The 21,205-nt window shown below is 60.8% G+C and carries 15 protein-coding genes; 10 read left to right on the forward strand and 5 right to left on the reverse strand.

The genetic code is table 11. The features are described 5' to 3' along the window. Positions 1 to 71: 71 nt before the first annotated feature. From L0U82_RS19145 to L0U82_RS19165, 5 genes are all read right to left on the reverse strand, one after another. Positions 72 to 533, reverse strand: a complete 462-nt coding sequence (locus L0U82_RS19145) for a GNAT family N-acetyltransferase (RefSeq protein ID WP_233833510.1) — start codon at positions 531 to 533, stop codon at positions 72 to 74. Positions 534 to 845: 312 nt separating this feature from the next. Then, positions 846 to 1,046: a DUF3562 domain-containing protein gene (locus tag L0U82_RS19150; RefSeq protein ID WP_233833512.1), complete on the reverse strand. Its 201-nt coding sequence runs from the start codon at positions 1,044 to 1,046 to the stop codon at positions 846 to 848. A 177-nt stretch (positions 1,047 to 1,223) separates the two neighbouring features. Continuing rightward, on the reverse strand, positions 1,224 to 2,351 hold the full coding sequence (locus L0U82_RS19155) for a DMT family transporter (RefSeq protein WP_233833514.1): 1,128 nt from the start codon (positions 2,349 to 2,351) through the stop codon (positions 1,224 to 1,226). 124 nt (positions 2,352 to 2,475) lie between these two features. Next, on the reverse strand, positions 2,476 to 3,777 hold the full coding sequence (locus tag L0U82_RS19160; protein WP_233837413.1) for a TAXI family TRAP transporter solute-binding subunit: 1,302 nt from the start codon (positions 3,775 to 3,777) through the stop codon (positions 2,476 to 2,478). Between the two features lie 146 nt (positions 3,778 to 3,923). Continuing rightward, entirely contained in the window at positions 3,924 to 4,850 is a 927-nt protein-coding gene (locus tag L0U82_RS19165; RefSeq protein ID WP_233833516.1) for a LysR substrate-binding domain-containing protein, read from the reverse strand. Positions 4,851 to 4,969: 119 nt separating this feature from the next. Between L0U82_RS19165 and L0U82_RS19170 the strand changes: the two genes are divergently transcribed. The 10 genes from L0U82_RS19170 to L0U82_RS19215 all read left to right on the forward strand — a co-directional run bounded on the left by L0U82_RS19170 (position 4,970) and on the right by L0U82_RS19215 (position 20,889). Then, entirely contained in the window at positions 4,970 to 6,076 is a 1,107-nt protein-coding gene (locus tag L0U82_RS19170) for a tartrate dehydrogenase (RefSeq protein WP_233833518.1), read from the forward strand. Positions 6,077 to 6,256: 180 nt separating this feature from the next. Next, positions 6,257 to 7,567 carry an MFS transporter gene (locus L0U82_RS19175; protein WP_233833521.1) on the forward strand — a complete coding sequence of 437 codons (1,311 nt, stop codon included), beginning with the start codon at positions 6,257 to 6,259 and terminating at the stop codon, positions 7,565 to 7,567. 253 nt (positions 7,568 to 7,820) lie between these two features. Further along, positions 7,821 to 16,559, forward strand: coding sequence for a hemagglutinin repeat-containing protein (locus L0U82_RS19180; protein WP_233833523.1), 8,739 nt, complete (start codon positions 7,821 to 7,823; stop codon positions 16,557 to 16,559). Positions 16,560 to 16,564: 5 nt separating this feature from the next. Continuing rightward, a complete protein-coding gene (locus L0U82_RS19185) occupies positions 16,565 to 16,954 on the forward strand; it encodes a hypothetical protein (RefSeq protein ID WP_233833525.1) in 390 nt (129 codons plus the stop codon). Positions 16,955 to 17,114: 160 nt separating this feature from the next. After that, a complete protein-coding gene (locus tag L0U82_RS19190; protein ID WP_233833527.1) occupies positions 17,115 to 18,227 on the forward strand; it encodes a hypothetical protein in 1,113 nt (370 codons plus the stop codon). 9 nt (positions 18,228 to 18,236) lie between these two features. After that, positions 18,237 to 18,632 carry a hypothetical protein gene (locus tag L0U82_RS19195; protein WP_233833529.1) on the forward strand — a complete coding sequence of 132 codons (396 nt, stop codon included), beginning with the start codon at positions 18,237 to 18,239 and terminating at the stop codon, positions 18,630 to 18,632. Positions 18,633 to 18,755: 123 nt separating this feature from the next. Further along, positions 18,756 to 19,727 (forward strand): hypothetical protein, encoded by a 972-nt coding sequence (locus tag L0U82_RS19200; RefSeq protein WP_233833531.1) that lies wholly within the window; start codon positions 18,756 to 18,758, stop codon positions 19,725 to 19,727. An 8-nt stretch (positions 19,728 to 19,735) separates the two neighbouring features. After that, a complete protein-coding gene (locus L0U82_RS19205) occupies positions 19,736 to 20,125 on the forward strand; it encodes a hypothetical protein (RefSeq protein ID WP_233833533.1) in 390 nt (129 codons plus the stop codon). A gap of 126 nt (positions 20,126 to 20,251) precedes the next feature. Further along, positions 20,252 to 20,536, forward strand: a complete 285-nt coding sequence (locus L0U82_RS19210; RefSeq protein WP_233833535.1) for an adhesin — start codon at positions 20,252 to 20,254, stop codon at positions 20,534 to 20,536. Next, entirely contained in the window at positions 20,533 to 20,889 is a 357-nt protein-coding gene (locus L0U82_RS19215) for a hypothetical protein (protein ID WP_233833537.1), read from the forward strand. The genes L0U82_RS19210 and L0U82_RS19215 overlap by 4 nt, the downstream gene beginning before the upstream one ends. Positions 20,890 to 21,205: the final 316 nt, after the last annotated feature.

The raw sequence follows: 21,205 nt of genomic DNA on the forward strand, positions 1-21,205 counted from the left end.
CGAAAGGCGCACCTTTTACGAGGTGCGCCTTTCGTCATTTGTGGCTTCGGTTGTTGCTAACGCAAGGTACGTCACAACGCCTTGCGATAGACGACGAATCCGGACTTATCCGCGACCTTGTCGTAAAGCTTCATGGCGGTCTGATTGGTTTCGTGCGTTTGCCAGTACACGCGTTCGGCGCCATCGGCTTTCGCGCGTTCGTACACGGCTTCGATCAGCGCGCGCCCGACGCCTTTGCCGCGCTCGCTGTCGAGCGTGTACAGGTCCTGCAGATAGCAGATCGGGCCGGCCATCGTCGTGTGGCGGTGGTAGAGAAAATGCACGATACCGACCAGTTGCCCGCCGCGTTCGGCGACGAATGCGTGCATCGGTTCATAGCCGTCGAAGAAGCGGTTCCACGTGATGCGTGTGATTTCGCGCGGCAACGCGGTTTCTCCGGCGCGGCCGTAGAACGCGTTGTACGCGTCCCATAGCGGCAGCCATGCGTCGAAGTCTTCACGGGTGACGGCGCGAATCTGAAGCGGGGCGGGCATAGATACGGTTCCTTGTCGAATGAGCGGGCAATCGCATACCCGCCGAGAGCGGTCGAACCGTCAGCATAAAAAATTCGCGATGCGATTGTTAGCTCCACGATTCGCACAAAATCTGGAGCCACTGCGGGGATCGCGCGTGGGCGCGCGGTTTCGTCGGAGTAATCGTGCTGGAAGGCAAAGCGCGAGTTGGCGCCGGACCTATTGCATCAATAGGCAACGGCGCGCTCTAACTGTCGCACATGTTGCGCGGTGTGCAACATGTGCGGCGAGGACGGGCACGGTAATGCCGAGCATCCCCGCATGCGTCATCGGTCAATGCTTGCTTTGCGGATGGCGAAGCTGGTCACGTACCTTCTTCGCGGCGAATAGCGGCACGTAGTCGAGCACGCGCGCGCCGTGCCGGTAATCGGCGAGCGTATCGGCGTACATGCGCGATACCGTTTCCGTCGGTGTGTCGGTTTCTTCGGCGATGCTTTTCACTACTTCGTCGATGTTGGTCTCGGGCTGCGACATGGATCTCTCCGGATAGGGCGGCGGCGGGCTGGACGGACGGAACGTGAACGGCAGGAGTTCATTACAGGATGCGATCCGCGACCATGCCAATTGAATTGGTCTATCGCATGATCCGCTCCACAGAGATTTTTTTCTTGCGCTACGTCAAGTGTCCGCGCGACGGGCGCGCGCGGAAGTTCAATGGGTATGGCGGTGGTGAATGTCCGGGAAATGCGCATGCGTATGCGCGATCGGCGCATGGTGATGCGCGTGGGTGTGCGGCTCTTCACCGTCCCATGGAAAATCGTGTTCGTGCTGATGATGCGCGTCGTGCCGATGGCGATGCGTATGGTCGAGCGCTTCGTGCGTGTGCGGATGCTCGTGGCGTTCGCGGATATGCAGCCATACACCGAACGCCATCAGCGCGGCCGCGAGCCAGAATTGCCATGTCGGCGCCTCGGGCCACAGCAGCCACGCGAGCGTCACGCCGAATAGCGGCGCCACGGAGAAATACGCGCCGGTGCGCGCGGTGCCCAGATTACGCAATGCAACGACGAACAGCACGAGGCTGACGCCGTAACCCGCGAAGCCGGTCAGCAGCGCGAGCACGATATTCCCCACATGCGTGCCGTGCGGCCAGCCCGCACCGAAAGCGAGCGCGAGCACCACGTTGACGGAGCCCGCCACGAGCCCCTTCAGACAGGCGATGAGCGTGGCATCGTGCGTCGACACCTTGCGGGTCAGGTTGTTGTCGATGGCCCAGCACGCGCAGGCACCGGCGAGCAGCAGCGCGCCGGCCGGCAGGCCGCCTGCGGCGGCCGCGCCAGGTTGCCAGGACAGCACGGCGCCGCCCGCGACGATCGCGACCATGCCGAGAAATACCTGCGTGTCGACGTTCTCGCGAAACACGATCCACGCGATCAGTGCGGTGAACACGCCTTCGAGATTGAGCAGCAGCGATGCGGTGGCGGCCGGCGTGGTGCCGAGGCCGAGCATCAATAGCACGGGACCGGCGACGCCGCCCGCGGCGATTGCGCCGGCGAGCCACGGCAGGTCGCGCAGCGGCAGGCGCTGTGCTTTTCGTTGTGCCTCGCGCTGTGCTTCGCGCTGCGCTTCACTGTGTCCGGCCGGTCGAGCGGTGCCGCGTTGCCGGATGCGGCGCACCAGCATCACGACGGCGAGACCCGCGCCGCTGCCGAGATAAAACAACCCGGCGAGCAGGAACGGCGGCAGCGAGCCGAGCAAGGCCTTGGCAAGCGGCGTGGTGGCGCCGAACAGCGCGGCGGCGAGCAGGGCGGTGAAGGCGGCGCTATGGCGGGACGGCATGGAAGCGTTATTCGTAAGAGCAGCGAAGATGCGCACACGATAGCGCAGTTGGCACGGTGACGGGCAGGGCTGGCCTCACCTCACCGGAGCGCTGACCGCAGCGTCAGCTATGGTCAGCATGCCGTTACTTCCTGTCGATCCTCTCCGCTACATGCGCGATCCGGTCCCGCACGATCCCGATTGCCTGCTTCAATGCGTAAACATCCTGAAAGTAACGATACGGAATCCGGATCTGGCTCGCGTTCGCGTCGATGCTCTCGATGTCGTCATTCCATTGCGCAATCTGCGCGCGGGTTGGGTGCGGGGTCTTCCATACCTCGTCCTCGAGCGCCTTGATCTCGCGATACCAGACCACCAGCCGCTTCTTGATGCGCGCTTCGAGCGTACGCGGCAGCGCCTGCAGCACACCGATCAGCAGCGCCATGAACGGCAGCAGAATCAGGAACCGGCGTTCGATCAGACTCGCGAGCCAGAACGGCAGATACCGGTACAGGAACGGGCGCCCCGATTTGAAGTAACGGATGCTTTCATCGGAGATCGGGAATTCCTCGGTGCGCAGATTCGGAAACGTGCCGAGCGGCGTGAAGTAATCCTCGCCGCCGTGGACCGTGCGCGCCGCATCGAGCAGCAGATACGCGAGCGCCGGATGCAACGTATCCCGCGATACCAGCAGCGCCGTTGCGGCCAGCAGCGTGACGTCATGCGGCGGCAGATCGTCGGCGACGCTCGTCGATGCGCGCGGCAGCACGATCTTCGATAACGACGGGAATTTCTGCACGAGCGCATCGGCCTGCGCGAAGCTCATCAATTTCAGGTTGCTGGTGAGCAGCGTGCGCTGCATGTCGGCGTCAGGGCGGCCGATAAAGAACGCCGCATCGACGCGGCCGCTTTCGAGCCCCTGATACGCGGCGTTTGCATCCATTTGCAGCAGCGTCGAGTTCTGACTCGTGATGCCGCTATAGCCAAGCAACACCTGCGACACGTTGAGCAAGCCGCTGCCCGGCACCCCCAGCGAAATGCGCTTGCCGCGCAGTTGCGACAGCCGGTCGATCGTCGCGTCGCCGCGATAGAACACCCAGATCGGTTCGTACGACACCGCGGCGATCGTTTGCAGATTGTCGGTCTCTTGCGGATTGGTCGTGCCCGACTGGATGAAGCCGACTTCATATGCGCTGTTCGGATCGGTCAGCCGTTCGTAATTTTCGACCGAGCCCGAAGAGCTGCGAATGTCGAGCTTGATGCCCTCGCGCTTGAGCAGCGGCGCATAGCGATCGGCAAAGCCGCGATAGATGCCGTTGTCCGCGCCGGTCGTGATCACGATCGTGCGCTGGAACGCGGGCTGCAGCACCAGCGCGAGCATCCAGCCGAACGCGACGAGCAGCACGATCGCGGCGGCGATCAGAATACGCCGGCGCTTGCGCGACATGGGCGCGCGCTGGCTGCGATGAAGCGCGGGATTCTGTCTGGGCATCGTGACCCGTGTCGGTTGAGGGCTGGCCCCGGCGGATGGCCGTCGAACGCTACGATAGCAAATTGTTCTGTTTATAAAGAGGCTATAAAGCGGCCCGGCCGTTACACCAGCGCGCCTGCCTCGCTCGTCAGGTCCCGCGCAATAAACTCCACGAACGCGCGAATCCGATTCGACATCTGATGCCGCGGCGAATACACCGCGAAGATATCCGCGTTCGATGTGTCGTGATCGGGCAGCAGCTGAACCAGCGAGCCGTCCGCGAGGTACTGCCTGATGTCCCACTCGGCGCGCATCAGGATGCCGTGACCTTCGAGCGCCCACTTCACGGCGATCTCGCCGTCGTTGGTGGTCAACGTGCCCTTGATGCGCACCGCTTCCGTCTTGCGCGCGGCGCCGCGACCGGAGGTCAGACGCCACACGCCGTACGCTTCGTCGCCCTGACGGATGCCGATGCAGTTGTGGCGCGTCAGATCGTGCGGCGTCAGCGGCATGCCGTGCGCCACGATATACGACGGCGCCGCGCACAGCAGACGCCGGTTCGGCGCGAGCCGGCGCGCGACCACGCGCGTGTCCGGCGGCTCGCCGAAGCGGATGCAGACGTCGTAAGTGTCGTCGGTCAGCGGCGGGGGGGTGACCGACAACTGCAATTGCACCGATACCTGCGGATAGCGCGCGACAAAGCGCGAAATCGCCGGGCCGACATGGCTGCGGCCGAAACCGAGCGTCGCGTTCACGCGCAGCAAGCCCTTCGGCGTCTTCTTCGCCGAGCCGAGCAGTTCGGCCAGTTCGTCGATTTCATCCAGAATCCGCCGCGCGTGCGCGACGTATAGCTCGCCTTCGGGCGTCAGCATCATGCGGCGCGTGGTGCGGTTCACCAGCGCGACACCCGCGCGCTGCTCCATCTGCGTGAGGCGCTTGCTGACCGCCGCGGCCGTCAGCCCCAACTCGCGCGCGGCCGCGCTCAGGCTGCCGCTCGCGGCGAGCGTGGAGAAAAAGCCCAGATCCGCTGGCTGGACGGTCTCGCTCATCGCTTCGTCAGGGCCTCGTGATTTGTGAATTCAAGTTAAAGATGCTTTGAGTTTAGCACCGGTTTCTACCGCCGCGATCAGACTAAAGTTCACTCACACATTTCACAGAGGACGGAGACATGAAGACCTATCGCATCGCAACCATCCCCGGCGACGGCATCGGCAAGGAGGTCGTGCCCGCCGGCGCGCAGGTGCTCGAAGCGCTCGCGAAGACCACCCGCGCGTTCGCCTTCGAGTTCGAAAACTTCGACTGGGGCGGCGACTACTATCGCGCGCATGGCGTGATGATGCCGGCCGACGGCCTCGACGCGATCCGCAACAAGGACGCGATCCTGTTCGGCTCGGCCGGCGACAAGGACATTCCCGATCACATCACCTTGTGGGGCTTGCGGCTGAAGATCTGCCAGGGCTTCGATCAATACGCGAACGTGCGGCCGACGCGCATCCTGCCCGGCATCGACGCGCCGCTGAAATACTGCAAGCCCGAGGACCTGAACTGGGTCATCGTCCGCGAAAACTCGGAGGGCGAATATTCGGGCGTGGGCGGCCGCGTGCATCAGGGTCATCCGATCGAAGCGGCGACCGACGTGTCGATCCTGACGCGCGCCGGCGTCGAGCGCATCATGCGCTTCGCGTTCCGTCTCGCGCAGTCGCGTCCGCGCAAGCTGCTGACCGTCATCACGAAGAGCAACGCGCAGCGTCACGCGATGGTGATGTGGGATGAGATTGCGCTGCAAATCTCGAAGGAGTTTCCGGACGTCACGTGGGACAAGGAACTCGTCGATGCGGCGACCGCGCGCATGGTCAACCGTCCGGCGACGCTCGACACGATCGTCGCCACCAATCTGCACGCCGACATTCTTAGCGATCTCGCCGCCGCGCTCGCGGGCAGCCTCGGCATCGCGCCGACCGGCAACGTCGATCCGGAGCGCCGCTATCCGTCGATGTTCGAGCCGATCCACGGCTCCGCGTTCGACATCATGGGCAAGGGGCTCGCGAATCCGGTCGGCACGTTCTGGTCGGTCGTGATGTTGCTCGAACACCTTGGCGAATCCGACGCCGCGCGCCTCGTGATGCAGGCGATCGAAGCCGTGACCGCGAACCGGTCGCTGCATACGCGTGATCTCGGCGGCACTGCGACGACCGCGCAGGTGACGGCGGCCGTTTGCGCGTTCATCGGCGCGTTCATCGAGCAGGCGGCGGCGCCTGCAGCGAACGCGGCGTGAAACTTTGCCTGAATGTCGGCGGGAGTCCTGGCTGGCATTTAGCTGGAATTGACGTCACTCGGTATGAACCGAGCGTTATCCACGCATGTGGTTGCGCGGTTGGCCCAGGCATAGCCGGCGCGCGCAATCACCATTCGGCGAACGCGGCCCAACGTCGGCCGCGCGCCGCAGGAGGAGACAATGACTTCCGAACTCGAAAGCCGGGTGTCCCGCAAGCTGATGCTGCGAATCATCCCGTTCGTCATGCTGCTGTATTTCGTGAGCTTTCTCGACCGCGTGAATGTGGGTTTCGCGGCGTTGTCGATGAACAAGGCGATCGGTCTTTCGCCGACCGCATTCGGACTCGGCGGCGGACTGTTTTTCATCGGCTATTTTCTGTTCGAAGTGCCGTCGAACCTGATTCTCCACAAGGTCGGCGCGCGCCGCTGGATTGCGCGCGTGATGGTGTCGTGGGGGATCGTGTCGCTCGCATCCGCGTTCGTCGTCGGACCGAATAGCTTCTACGCGCTGCGCTTTATTCTCGGCGTCGCGGAAGCGGGCTTCTTTCCGGGGATCATCCTTTATCTGAGCCTGTGGTTTCCGTCGCGTCAGCGCGCGGTTGCCGCTGCGTGGTTCATGGCTGCGGCGCCGATTTCCACCGCGATCGGCTCGCCGATTTCCGGCGCGATCATGCAACTGCCGCCGATCGCCGGGCTCGCAGACTGGCAACTGCTCTACATACTCGAAGCATTGCCCGCGATCGTGCTCGGCTTTTGCGTACTGAAGTACCTGACCGATGCGCCCGCGCAAGCGCAATGGCTGCAGCCGGAAGAACGCGACTGGCTGATCGCGAAGCTGAAGCTCGAAGCGGACGCGCGCCATGCGCATGCGGGCCACACGGCCGGTGCGCTCAGTGCATTGCGCGATCCGCGTGTGCTGGCGCTTGCGTTGATTTACTTCGGCACGTCGGTGGGCTTGTACACGCTCGGTTTGTGGGCGCCGCTGATCATTCGCCAGTACGGCTTCGGCTCGTTCGAAACGGGGCTGCTGGCGGGCGTGCCGAGCGTGCTTGCGGTCATCGCGATGGTGCTGTGGGCGAAGCATTCGGATCGCACCGGCGAGCGTACGTGGCACGTCGTGATTCCTTGCGCGCTGGCATGCGTCGGCTTCCTGTTCGCGGGCAATGCGGCCACCGCGGTGATGATCGTGCTTGCGCTCGTCGTCGTGAACGTCGGGATCAGCGCGGCGAAGGCACCGTTGTGGGCAATGCCGAGCATGTTCCTGTCCGGTGCCGGCGCGGCCGCGGGGATTGCGATGATCAACTCGGTGGGTAACCTGGGCGGATTCGTTGGACCTTTTGCGATTGGGTGGCTCAAGAATGTGACCGGTGGATATGCCGCGGGCTTGTATGTGGTCGGTGCGACGTTGGCGGTGTCGGCGGTCGTGACGTTGATGTTGAGCCGGCAGACGAAGCGGGTGCCGGTGGCGGTGGGTGAGCGGCATGGGCATTGAACGAGACTGGTGAGTGCGACGCGAGGCGGCTCGGCTCGGCTGAAAAGTTGGTCGTAGTGGTTCTGCGAGAAATTCAATGAAGGCGGCTTGATGCCGCCTTTTTCAATTGCAGCGCGACAAGCCGTGTTCTATCGGAAAAATCCGATTTTGATGAAGCTGTTGTTATTCGATCTTGCTTGACACTTGTTGACCAATCCCGACCGTCATTCGAGATATTTTCCGGAGATTGAATAAACAGTACTCGCTACGCGAAATGAATAAGAAGATGTTCCGGCTGGTTTTCAGCCGGGTCCGGGGTATGCTCGTCGCCGTCGCGGAAACGGCTATCGCGCACGTTAGCGCAGGTCAGCGCGAAAAGCGCTCATCGACCGTGTTGCAATCGTTCACGATGTTTGCAATGCGTCACATGGCTTTTGCCGTGCTGGTGCTATGTGGATTTGCGCCAGTGCTTTCCAGCGCGCAGATTGCGCCATCGGGCGCGCACGCGCCGAGCGTACTCAATACCGCCAATGGTATTCCGCAGGTCAATATCAACAAACCGTCGAATGCGGGTGTTTCGCTCAATACCTATTCGCAATTCGACGTGCGGAAGAACGGCGCGATCCTGAATAACTCGCCCGTTATCACGAGTACTCAGCTCGCTGGGCAGATCAACGGTAATCCGAATTTCGCGGCGAGCGATGCCGCGAAGATTATCGTCAATCAGGTCAACAGCAATAACCCGTCGTTGCTGCGCGGCTACGTCGAGGTTGCGGGGCAGAAAGCGGCCGTGGTGATCGCGAATCCGTCGGGACTCGTGGTGGACGGCGGCGGCTTTATCAATACGTCACGCGGCATTCTGACGACCGGCAATCCGTTGATCGACGGTAGCGGCAATCTGACGGGCTTCAATGTGACCGGCGGGTTGATCACGATTCAGGGCGCGGGGCTGAATGCGTCGAATATCGATCAGGTGGATCTGATCGCGCGCGCGGTGCAGGCGAATGCGGCGATTTACGCCAATACGCTGAATGTGGTCACCGGCGCGAATCATGTCGATTACGCGAGCCTCGGTGCAACGGCTATTGCCGGTAGCGGCGCGGCTCCGGGCGTGTCGATCGATGTGGCGCAGCTCGGCGGTATGTACGCGAACCGGATCACGCTCGTTGGGACCGAGAATGGCGTGGGTGTGGCGAATGCTGGGACTATCGCGGCGCAGGCGGGTGATTTGACGCTGACCACGTCGGGGCAGCTTGTGCAGTCGGGGAAGATGAGCGCGAGCGGCAATGTGGGTATCGATGCGGCTAGTGTTAATAACAGCGGTACTGTCTATGCGCAGCAGAACATCACTATAGGCACGGGCGGTGCGTTGACGAACAGCGGTGCGATTGCGGCACAGCAGAATACGAACGTCACCGCGGGCAGCGTCGCCTCGACGGGCCTGCTCGGCGCGGGCGTCAATAGCGACGATAGCCTTGTGGGCAGTGGCAATCTGTCGGTGGCATCGGGCGGGCTGCTGTCCGCGACCGGTCAGAACATCGGGCCTGGCAGCGTAACGTTTAAAGGCGCGTCACTCGACCTGTCGAATTCGCAGACCTGGGCGGGCACCGGACTCGCGCTGACTGCCACCGGCGGTGACCTCAGCCTCGCGAATGCCAACACGGGCGCGGGCGCATCTGTCACGGCCAGCGCCGCGGGCACGCTGGACAACAGCGGCGGCACGCTCAACGCGCCACAGCTTGCGATCGAGGCCGGGAATCTGATCAATCGCAACGGCACCGTTACGCAGACGGGCACCGGAGCGATCAGCGTTGCGGTCAGCGGCACGCTGGACAACACCCGCGGTTCATTGCAGACGAACAGTGCCGATCTGACGCTGACGCCTGCCACGATCCTCAACGACAACGGCACGATCACCAACTCGGGCACCGGCGCGCTGTCCGTGCGAACGGGTTCGCTGTCGAACAACGGTGGCACGCTGGCCACTAACGGCGCGCTCGATGTGCAGGCCGGATCGGTATCGAACCGGGGCGGCACGCTGGCGGCGCAGTCCTCGGCGGCATTCGCGGTTGGCTCGCTGGACAACGATGCAGGCGGCCAAATCAGCGCCCGGAACGTATCGGTTGTAGATACAGGGATCTTCAGCAACGCGGGCGGCACCGTACAGGCCGACGATACGCTGGATATTGGCGCGCAGACGGTAGCGAACGACGCAGGCAGCATCTCCAACGCGGGTACGGGTACAACAACCGTTACCGCGTCCGGTGCGCTGACGAACACAGCGGGCGGCCTGATCGGCGGCAACGGCGATGTGTCGGTATCTGGCGGCAGCGTTGACAACGGCGGTGGGTCGCTCGTTGCCGGCGGCGCACTGACCGCGCAGTCAGCCGGCACGCTGAATAATGCCGCGGGCCTTATACAGTCCGATGGCAACGCCTCAGTGTCCGCACAGGACGCCCTGACGAACGTGGGTGGCCAGATCGGCACCAACGGCAGCACGGCCACGTTGAAGATTTCCGGCGCATCGCTCGACAATACTTCGGGCCGGATCGCCAATACCGGCACTGGCGTGACGACGGTGAGCGCCGGGTCAATCACGAATAGCAATGCGAGTGGTGTAGCGGGCGCGGGTGTCATCGGCGGGAATGGTGATGTCACGCTCGCGGGCGGGGCGCTGTCGAATACGCAAGGCGGTCAGGTCGTGGCGGGCCACGATCTGACGCTCGATGAATCGCAGTCCGTGGACAACTCGGGCGGTACATTATCGGGCGCGAGCAATCTGACGCTCAACGGCGCCGGCGCGGCGGTCAGCAACGTGAACGGCTCGATCCGCGGCAACGGCGCGGTCAGCCTCGATAGCGCATCACTAGACAACACCTCGGGCAAGATCGGTAACGACCAGGGCAGCGGCGGCAGTGTCGCCATCACAACCGGTTCCCTCGCGAATCAGAACGGCGCGATCGGCAGCGACCAGAACCTGACGCTGACGACGAACCAGCTCGCGGGCGACGGCACGATCGTCGCGGGTCTCGACGGCGCGGTGACAGTCAATGGCGACTACACGAACGATGCGGCTAACCAGATTCAGGCGAACCGCAATCTGAGCTTTACCGTCGCGGGTAACCTCATCAATCAGGGCACGCTGGGCGCCGTCAATGCGCTGACGGTCAGCGCCGCGAACGTCGACAACCGGGCAGGCGCAGACCTCAATTCGTCCAGCACGACGATCAACGCGGCGAACGCGATCAGCAACGAAGGCCGAATCGAGGGCGATACCGTTGCGACGAACAGCGCGACGTTGACCAATACCGCGACGATCATCGGCAACACGGTCACGCTCAATGGCAGCCAGTCGATCGTCAACACCGGTGCAGCAGCGATCATCGCGGCGGCATCGGAAGCGAACCTGTATTCGCCGGGCGATATTTCGAACACCGCCGGCGCGAATATCTTCAGCCTCGGCGACGTGAACCTTGCAGCGGATGGCACACGCGACACAAATGGCTTGCTCGCCAACCGCTCGAACTCGGTGACGAACGACCAGTCGGCGATCCAGGCACAGGGCAACCTCGAAATCGCCACGCAGACGCTGACCAATTCGCGGCCCGCGCCAACTGTTCAGACTGTGACGACCGATGTCGACACACTGCACCAGACCAAGCGCGACAAGTACGTGGCCTGCGCGACCGGCAACTCCGACAAGGGTTACTGCACGCAGGCGATGTGGGACAACGGCTATAGCGCACCGATCGACGCGACCTATTTGGTCTCGCAGATCGTTTCGCAAACCTCGGGCCCCAACGCGACTGACAAAGTTCTTGTCGTCAATGTGAACGGTACGCAGCAAACGATCTGGTACAACACGTTGACGACGAACGGCGACGGTTCGGTCACGGTCAACTACTGGGACGACTACAACCCCAACGTCAACTACCTGCCGTCCACCGAGTACGCGACGCGCAGCGACGGACACAACGGCTATCAGCGCGTCGAGATTGCGCGTGATACGACCACCACCACGCAGCAGGATCAGATAGCCGGTTCACAGGCGCAGCAGGGCCAACTGCTCGCGGGCGGCAACATGACGCTCGCGAATGTCGGCACGCTGAATAACCTGTCCAGCGCGATCGCGGCGGGAGGTGCGATCCAGATCGGCAGCGCCGCGCAGACTGGTACGCTCGACGCGGCAGGCAGCGGTAGCTATGGCGGGACGCGGGTCAACAACGTTGGCCAGACGCTGTACCAGTACCAGCGTGAGGACATCGTATCGACGTACGCATGGAACGAGAACATCACGCAGGACGTGGGCCAGGTGGTGGAACCTTCCGTTGTGCTCGCACCGGTGGCGATCGGCGGAACGGGCGGCACGATCATCGCGAACAAGGCGGTGGTCATCAGTGGCGCGGATATCAACAACACCAACGTCGCGGCGGCGAACTCGGCGACCGGTGCGACAGGCGGCACGCTCGGCGCCAACCAGGCGCTGTCGGGCCAGAAAGCGAACGCACCGCTGACGGTTGCGGATAGTTCGGGCTCGCTGCATATCACGCTGCCGACGAGCGGCCTGTATTCACTCCATGCTGCACCGAGCGCGTCCTACCTCGTCGAGACCGATCCGCGCTTTACCAGCTACACGAAGTTCATCAGCAGCGACTACATGCTTGGGGCATTGGGCCTGAATCCGCAGAGCGTGCAAAAGCGCCTCGGCGACGGGCTCTATGAGCAGCAACTGGTCCAAAACCAGATTACGCAGATCACAGGTCGCATCTACCTGCAAGGCTATAGCAGCAACCTGGACGAATACACGGCGCTGATGACGGCCGGCGTGAACGTTGCGCAGCAGTTCGGCCTCGAGGTGGGCGTCGCACTGACTGCGGCGCAAATGGACGCACTCACCAGCGATATCGTGTGGCTGGTCAACCAGACGGTCACGCTGCCAGATGGCACGACGCAATCGGTGCTGGTCCCGCAAGTCTATCTGGCGCAGACGCACGCTAATGATTTGCAGCCTGGCGGCGCGCTCATTGCCGCCGATGATGTCGAATTGCACGCAACGGGCAGCGTGAACAACAGCGGCACGCTTAAAGGCGGCACGCAGATGGTCGTCACCGGTACCAATATCGTGAACCGCGCGGGCACGATCGCGAGCAGCGACACGGACGGCACCACGGTCGTGTCGGCGACGAATGACGTAGTCAACGCATCGGGCCTGATCGCGGGCAATCGCGTGGCGGTGCTCGCGGGCAACAACATCAGCAACACGACACTGGTGGATGCCAATGGCGTCGGTTCGTCGGCGGCCGGCAGCAAGGCGAACACGACGCTACTCGGCGCGCAAGGGACGATTGCGTCGACCGGCGACATGGTGATTGCCGCAGGCAACGATCTGACGGTGCACGGCGCGAACATTAGCGCCGGAGGCGGTGCGCAGATCACCGCGGGCCACGACATCACGGTGGATGCGGTGCAGTCCGCCACGAGCCAGTCGCTTGCGCAGAACGATCAGCATCACTGGGAAGAAAGCAGCGTCACGAATCAGGGCAGCGCGATTTCCGCGGGTGGCGATCTCGGCATCCAGAGCGGCAACGACATGACGTTCGCCGGAGCGAAGGTGACGGCCGGCGGCGACCTCGCAGCGGTCGCGGGCGGCAACTTGGCAGCCGCGACTGTGACCAACACGTCGAAATACGACAACGTTGCCACCGACAGCAAAACGCGTCAGGAAGTCGATCACACCTACGACGAGCAGGCCATCGGCACCAGCTTCACCGCGGGCGGTAATGCGACGCTCGGAGCGGTCGGTAGCGATACGACGAAAGGCAACGTGACGCTGACCGGTTCGAGCCTGACCGCAGGCATGACGAACGGCGTAGATAACGGTAGCGGCACAGCGACGATCGCGGCAACCGGCAACGTGACACTCAACGAAGCACGCGAGGAACACGACAACTACCAGGCAGTCGAGTCGAAGCGCGGCAGTTTCGTGAGCGGTACCACGACCGACACGATGCAGAACACGCGGGCGAATGTCGGTGTCGGGAGCCTGGTGTCGGGCGACGCGGTAAACGTGCAGGCTGGCAGGGACCTGACGGTGAAGGGCAGCACCGTGGTCGGCACGAATGATGTGAGTCTTGCGGCGAAAGGCAACGTCGACATCACGACATCGCAGGATACGGTCGCGCAGGATAGCTCCTACCAGCAGACCCGTTCAGGCCTGATGACGAGCGGCCTGAGCGTGACCATCGGCAGCCAGTCGATGTCGGACCAGCAACAGGCCAGCCAGGTGACGAACAATGGCAGCACGGTGGGCTCCGTCAATGGCAACCTGAATGTCTCCGCGGGCAACGACCTTCACGTGACGGGCAGCGTTCTGCGCGCCGGACAGGACGTGAGTATGGCGGGCAAGACGGTCACGATTGACTCCGCTTACGACACGTCCTCGCAGGCCGGGCAGCAGGAATCGCATTCGGCGGGGTTGACGGTGGGCATCACCAATCCGGTGGTTTCCGCTGTTCAGACCGCGACGCAGGTGGCGAAGGCCGCGCAGCATGTCGATGGCGATCCTCGTTTGCTTGCGCTCGCGGGTGTGACGACCGGACTTGCGGCGAAAAATGCTTACGATGCGGTGGGCGGCGATCCCGTGAAAGCGGCGACCACCGTGGGCATCAACATCTCCGTCGGAGCGAGCAGCAGTCACAGCAGCAGCGACGCGCAGTCGAGTACGGTTGTTGGCAGTACCGTGGCGGCGGGCCATAACGTCACGATTGCAGCGGCGGGCGCGGGTGCCGACAGCAACATCGATGTGATCGGCAGCACGATTTCGGCGGGCAGTGATGCATTGCTGACGGCGCAGGGCAACGTGAACCTTCAGGCCGCACAGAACAGCAGCGGCCAGAGCAGTAGCAGCAGTGGCGCGAGTGTTGGCGTCGGCGTATCGGTTTCGGCGGGCTCGACAAGTGGCATTTCGTTCACGGCGAGCGCATCGGGTAGTCGTGGCAATGCCGATGGCGATTCGACGACCTGGACGAATACGCATGCGGTGGCCGGTGACACGCTGACGATCCGCTCGGGTGGTGATGCGAATCTGGTGGGTGCGGTAGCGTCGGGCAACCAGGTTGTGGCCGATGTGGGTGGCAATCTGAACATCCAGAGTCTTCAGGACACGGACAACTACCACTCGAAGGATCAGAACGCGGGCATCGGCGTCAACGTGTGTGTGCCGCCGCTATGCGCGGGTAGGTCGAGCGTGTCGGGCAGCATCGGCCAGACGAAGATGGATAGCGACTACGCAAGCGTGACGGAGCAGTCGGGTATCCGCGCGGGCGATGGTGGTTTCCAGATCAGCGTCGACGGAAACACGGGGCTGAAAGGCGGTGTGATTTCGAGCAGCGATGCGGCGGTTCAAGGCGGTGCGAATCGTTTGACGACCGGCACGTTGACGTATGGAGATATCGAGAATCACGCGTCGTATGACGCGTCGCAGGTTGCGGTGAGCGGTGGGTATGCGTTCGGCGGCGGCAGTGCATCGGCGGGTGCAGGCAAGGACGGTAGCGGTCAGGGAAGCAGTATCGGTAAGGACCAGCAGGGCAAGGCGGACAACGTGAACCCGGTGCCGGGGACAGCGTTGCCGCAGAGTAGCGGTGGTTTGTCGATGGCGCCGCCGATCGTTATGGGTGCGTCGGGCGATGCTGATTCGACCACGCGCAGTGCGATCAGCGGCGGGGCCGTGACGATTACCGACGGCGCGAAACAGCAGCAACTGACAGGGCAGACGGCGGAGGAAGCCGTCGCGAGCATCAGCCGCGATACGTCGGATACGCAGGGTTCGATTGCGCCGATTTTTGATAAGGACAAGATCGAAGCGGGCTTTGAGATTACGAGCCAGCTTATCAATCAGGTGGGCACGTTCGTGAACAACCGTGCCATGGAAGCGGACGCGGCGAAAGCGGCGGCCAATGATCCGAACCTGACGCCGGAGCAGCGGGCGGCGGCGCAGCAGCAGGCGGATCAGTTGAATGCCGAGTGGGGGCCTGGTGGGTCGTATCGTCAGGTGCTGACTGCGCTGACGGTTGCCGCAGGCGGCAACGTGACCGGAAGCGCCGGCCAGTTCGCGCAGAGCGCAACGGTTGCATATATCCAGCAACTCGGCGCGGCCGAAGTCAAGCAGATCGCGGACAGCGTGGACAGTGAGACGGCACGCGCGGCGCTGCATGCGATCGTCGGTTGCGCGGGGGCGGCGGCCAGCAGCCAGAGTTGCGGTGCGGGGGCCATGGGCGCGTCCGCGAGTTCGGTGATTGGTAGTCTGCTGGCTCCGACAGATGGGATGTCAGCGGAGGATCGTCAGGCACGCGAGAACCTTGTGACGAGCCTGGTTGCCGGGATCGCAACGATCTCGGGAACGAATGCGGCGACTGCGACTGGCGCTGGACAGATCGAGGGGGAGAACAATCAGGTGGCGATGCCAAGCTCGGCGCCACCGCCGCCGTGGTTGGCAGGGTTACTCAAGCTGCCAGGGTTCAAGGGCGCAAACGCCAGTAAGGACGATAGCGTGATTGCGGACCCGGCCACGGAGCTTGATCCGTCGATCAAGGCGGGGCCGCTCGTGACGCCGCTGCCCGGGCCAGGGTTCGTTAGCCAACTGATTACCGATGCGACGCCGGACTGGCTCCGAGATTTGGTAACCGACGCGGTTACTATGGCCGGATACACGCCGAATCAGGGCGCGGTTGGTAACATGAAGCAGTACTTCAATAGCCCCGGATTTGGCTCGGATTTGGGAGCCGCGACGCAAAAGACAAACTATCGAATTGATGGACAGAGTGTTTATAAGGTGACTTCGGTCGTTAGCGATGATATTAAAAAGGGTGATTATATCTACCTCGATGGTCAACATATGGACCATCTCGAAGTTTTTGATGGAAAAGGAAATTTTAAGGCGGTCGTGAATCTAGATGGGACTCTCAATGACAGCAAGACAAATGCTGCTTCGGGTCGTCGGATTAATCTTAAGTGAGAATCATGGAACTAGATCGAATCAAACTATTGTTGTGTGAATTGGCTCTGTCGCATGGACTAACAGATGCCGACCTGCGCAAGTACAACCAGGTGGATGACGACTTTGAGTGGCATATTGATTGGAGCCGCAATTTAACCGAAGAGTTCAGGCGAAGTATGCAGCTCCTTGAAGCAGCGCTCGATCTTTATGACTCAGCAATGTCACGTGGAGACAAACTCACTGCGAAAGCTGGATTAATTCGTGCAGGAATTCGTCTTCAGACTCTAGAGAATTTTTTTGCCAGTCTGACGCATGATGTCAAGAAAGCCTATAGTGAAACGAACTTCAATTGGCCCGATTTTCCCAGCGACTCATGGAAAATACCTGGCGAATACAATTTCAAAGACAGTTGATTCAATTGTGGATCCCTGATCTAGTTTAATTAGTCGTTGAGGATATTGGATCTGCGATAGATCATCGATAAGAATTACATCGTCGGTAGAGTGCGACTAGGACGAGATTGAGGCGGGTTTTGATATCACTAGCCAGCCCATCAATCAGATGGGTACGGTCGTGAACAACCGTGCCATAGAAGCGGGCGGCAGCGCGGGAGCAGGCGCCAACGTGACCGGAAGCGCCGGCCAGTTCGCGCAGAGCGCAACGGTTGCATATATCCAGCAACTCGGCGCGGCCGAAGTCAAGCAGATCGCGGACGGCCTGGGCAGTGAGACGGCACGCGCGGCGCTGCATGCGATCGTCGGTTGCGCTGGGGCGGCGGCTAGCAGCCAGAGCTGCGGTGCGGGGGCCATGGGCGCGTCCGCGAGCTCGGTGATTGGTAGTCTGCTGGCTCCGACAGATGGGATGTCGGCGGAGGATCGTCAGGCACGCGAGAACCTTGTGACGAGCCTGGTTGCCGGGATCGCAACGATCTCGGAAACGAATGCGGCGACTGCAGCCAGTGCTGGACAGATCGAGGGGGAGAATAATCAGCTCGGCATCCTTGCGCCGAAGAAAAATCCGCTGACGACTGATCTGGTGAAGACGTTCTGCGCGACAGGGACGTGTACGGATGAGCAGGTGAAGCAACTGGTTCAGGCGCAGAACCAGATCAATGAGGCAGGCGGGAAGAATGCGGAGCTTGTGGCCGGAGCGGCAGCGGTCATAGTGGCGGTGCCTGCGCTTGCAATGCTTGGGCCCGAGGCGTTGGCTCTGGCGTTGTCGAATCCTGCTGCAGCAGTGAACGCAGGCATCATCACGTTGGAAACTGCAGCAGCGATTGCGACGAATTCGATCACGCCGGGGTTGGCTATTGAAGGCGCAGGAGCAAAGGCAGGTACGGTGTGGGACTCTATTGTTGCGACTCAGCCCGCTTACCCAGGCTCGGTTCTTCCAAAATCGTTTGAGCTGACATTGGAGGGCGGTCAAAGTGTGTGGGTACATGGGAATGCGACTGAACATATTGCGGAATACGCCCAGATGATTGCCAAGAACAATCCACCGGAAGTTGTGCGACTCGCGACACAACAACAACTTGCGAGCTTGGAAGGTGCCGTGAACGCCGTTACCAAAGATGGTGTGCCTTACAATCAGCTAATCAATTCGAATGGTTGGGAGTTAAAGTTTGCTCCTCCACGGCAACCAGGGCAGCTTCCAGTGCTCATTCACGCGTTGCCTACAGGTAAGTGAGATTCGCATATGGAAATCAGAATTGAGAAGCCGTTTCAGTTGAGTCTCGATATGATCGAGACAGATGAGTATGTCCCGTCTATGCGAATGCAAGCATCCGCTGAGATGCAGCAGTTTGGGCAAGAAGTTAGCTACCACGGAAGTCTATGGTTTGCATGCTCGAGTTGGGATGATTTTATTTCGAGACTGAATGATCTCGATGCTGGAGAGGCAAATCTTGCCGACATGAATAACTGTTTCGTTTTGCGATTTCGCAAATCGGCTGAGACGCTGGAAATGTCTTGGGAAATCAAACGAAGGGCCTTGGATGGAGCGATCATGGCGTTGGCCTTTAGCTCACGAATCGATGAAGACACGATGGCGCATATAAAGAGTCAATTCACACAATTTCCGATGTGGTGGTAGGTGTTATATGTGGAAATAAAGCTGTCAAGATGGGTTTGGTTTACGCAACTAATGTGGCCGCAATAGAAATTTCCGCTGAAACAAAATTCTATGAGGGTGCTGTGCGCTGCCAAGGAGGACTTGTTGGTGGCGGCGGAGGGCGAAACGGCGCGAGCCGCGTTGCAGGCGATAGTAGGCTGCGCGGGAGCGGTGGCAAGCAATCAGGCGTGCGGTGCGGGAGCGATGGGGGCGGCGTCGAGCGCGGTGATTGGTTCGCTGCTGGATTCGGCTGAGGGGCTGTCCGCGGAAGAGCGGCAGGCGCGTGAAAATCTGTTTAGCAGTCTGGTCGGAGCGATTGCGACGGCGACCAGTGGCGGATCGGGTGCGGCGACTGCAGCCGGTGCTGGACAGATCGAGGTTGAGAACAACCAGGTGGCGATGCCAAGCTCGGCGCCACCGCCGTCGTGGTTGGCAGGGTTACTCAAGCTGCCAGGGTTCAAGGGCGCAAACGCCAGCAAGGACGATAGCGTAATTGTTGATCCTTCTACAGAACTTGATTCGACGATCAAGGCGGGTACGCCGATGGCGACGCCATCGGGATCGGACGTGATCGACGGCATCTTTAAAACGCCACCGGTTGTGGATGTGGCCAAGGGGTTGATTGACTATGTGATAACGTCGATGGGCGGGTCGGACTCGGGGTATGAGGCGGGTAATACGACACTCAATAGTGGGAACGAGGACGAAACCGTAGATAGCCCTATCTATAATCAGAAAGGTGCGGATCGGGCTACTGCAGATAGCTCGAACTGGTCAGATGCTTCGTTGGATCAAGCGGTTAACGAAATTGCAGGGCCGAATCCTCAGGTTAAATACACGCAATCCGGAAAGACTGTGTACACGAATCCGGTGATCGGCGAATCAGTGATCTATGATAACGCTGGGAATTACTTCAGAGTTGAGGGCGCGAATGGTCAGTATCTTGACAAGAGTGGCAATCAGATTCCGAACAACGTTCCGTTGATAAAGCCAAATAAGACGACTCAGACGGGTATGTCATCTGATATAAGAAATAGCTTGACCCATTTAAATAACGTCGATCCGGTGAAAAAGTGAGGATAATCGTGAAGCTGAAGGAATCGTCTGTGTCTATCGCCGGTGACGAGGATAATTCAAAAACGCTTCGATTATCGGGCGCGTTGTCTGAATGGTTATTTGCGACTGGCTTCTGGTCTGAGGTGAATGCAGTTTGCGGAACAATGTTCGATCAATATGAGGAGGACATGGCGGACTCTGGCGTTCTGAATGTTATTCAGCAAAAAATAGACCAAAGGGTGAGTGAACTCCGAAGCGCTGCTACATCGACAGTCGAGTTCGTGCACGGTTGGTCTGCTGATCGGACACCGCTAACTGCTACCGCCAAGACGCAAGATTTTGCGGATGAATTGATCAAACTTCAGCACTTTCTGCGGGAGGCTGTCTCGGAGGATTCGAGTGCTTACTTCTCTCTTTGACTCGATTCATTGGGGCATGGGGCGGGTAATACAACGCTGAACGGCGGTGACAATCAACAGTCGAGTGGTGGTTCTGATTCCACTCCTGGGCGCGTTCAGTCGCGTATTAACGTTACTAACGACGACATGGATCACATTGGCGACCGTCACCTCGATCCAACAGTGAACGCAAGCCAATTTACAATCAGTGAAAGTGATCTGCGAAATTTACTGCAAGATCCGAATACTGTCTCAACGCCGATTAGCAAGACTGTTCAAAGTGGTACTGATGTGAGCTATGTTCGCGAAGTGAATACGGGGCAAGTGATCGGAACAGGTAAGTTCAACAACAATCAACCGACTACCGTAATGACGGTACTGACTGACCGATACGGGAATCTTGTGAGAGCCTTTCCTGGGAAATTGAAATGAGTACAGGTAAAAAGGGGACATTGGAAGCTATTCGACACGACTTGCTTCAAAGCTCCGCCAGCTTGCTTGCCGGTAATGAAACAGATGCTCTAGGGATCGCTCTGCGCCACTTATTTCCAGGAATAGCATATGCGTTCGTGTTGCATTGGATACCGGAGCAAGCGGAGGATATTTACTGGGTACTTGTGAGCCCGACAGAGGTTGCGGAAATTGAAGTGCCACGAGATGGATACGTGGAAGGTAATACTCCGTTGCTAAAGGTACTAGACGCTGCCGCCTATCAGAAGCAGCGACATTCGCGCGATGTTCGACAAAGATTGGAGATTGGACTCGAACTGATTAAGAGCCGTTAAAGCTTCGCAAACGACAACCCCGGCCGCGGCCGGGGTTGTCGTTTGTGGCGCCGTTCAGTCCGGCGTGATGACGAGCCTGCCGTACTGGACCTCGATCTTCACGCGCTGGCCTGGCGGGGAAGCCGGCCTGCTCGAGCCACATGCCGGCGATGCGAAGCCAGGGGAAGAACGTAGGTGTACGCCAGTCCCTGCCGGGTTTGGGCGAGGGCCGCCAGCGCATGAGCTGCTGGACGGTAGCGCGGCGCTCGGGATGAGCGGGCAGTGCATTAAGATCGGCGTCAACGGCGCGTGCGTCGGATGCTGATGTTGGGGAGAA

It is taken from the genome of Paraburkholderia sp. ZP32-5 (assembly GCF_021390495.1).
GTDB lineage: Bacteria > Pseudomonadota > Gammaproteobacteria > Burkholderiales > Burkholderiaceae > Paraburkholderia.

Coding starts and splice junctions, on each gene's coding strand:
- L0U82_RS19215 (WP_233833537.1), top strand. CDS start 20,533: ATGAGTACAGGTAAAAAGGGGACATTGGAAGCTATTCGACACGACTTG.
- L0U82_RS19180 (WP_233833523.1), top strand. CDS start 7,821: ATGAATAAGAAGATGTTCCGGCTGGTTTTCAGCCGGGTCCGGGGTATG.
- L0U82_RS19175 (WP_233833521.1), top strand. CDS start 6,257: ATGACTTCCGAACTCGAAAGCCGGGTGTCCCGCAAGCTGATGCTGCGA.
- L0U82_RS19160 (WP_233837413.1), bottom strand. CDS start 3,777: ATGTCGCGCAAGCGCCGGCGTATTCTGATCGCCGCCGCGATCGTGCTG.
- L0U82_RS19145 (WP_233833510.1), bottom strand. CDS start 533: ATGCCCGCCCCGCTTCAGATTCGCGCCGTCACCCGTGAAGACTTCGAC.
- L0U82_RS19195 (WP_233833529.1), top strand. CDS start 18,237: ATGGAAATCAGAATTGAGAAGCCGTTTCAGTTGAGTCTCGATATGATC.
- L0U82_RS19210 (WP_233833535.1), top strand. CDS start 20,252: ATGGATCACATTGGCGACCGTCACCTCGATCCAACAGTGAACGCAAGC.
- L0U82_RS19155 (WP_233833514.1), bottom strand. CDS start 2,351: ATGCCGTCCCGCCATAGCGCCGCCTTCACCGCCCTGCTCGCCGCCGCG.
- L0U82_RS19170 (WP_233833518.1), top strand. CDS start 4,970: ATGAAGACCTATCGCATCGCAACCATCCCCGGCGACGGCATCGGCAAG.
- L0U82_RS19185 (WP_233833525.1), top strand. CDS start 16,565: ATGGAACTAGATCGAATCAAACTATTGTTGTGTGAATTGGCTCTGTCG.
- L0U82_RS19150 (WP_233833512.1), bottom strand. CDS start 1,046: ATGTCGCAGCCCGAGACCAACATCGACGAAGTAGTGAAAAGCATCGCC.
- L0U82_RS19165 (WP_233833516.1), bottom strand. CDS start 4,850: ATGAGCGAGACCGTCCAGCCAGCGGATCTGGGCTTTTTCTCCACGCTC.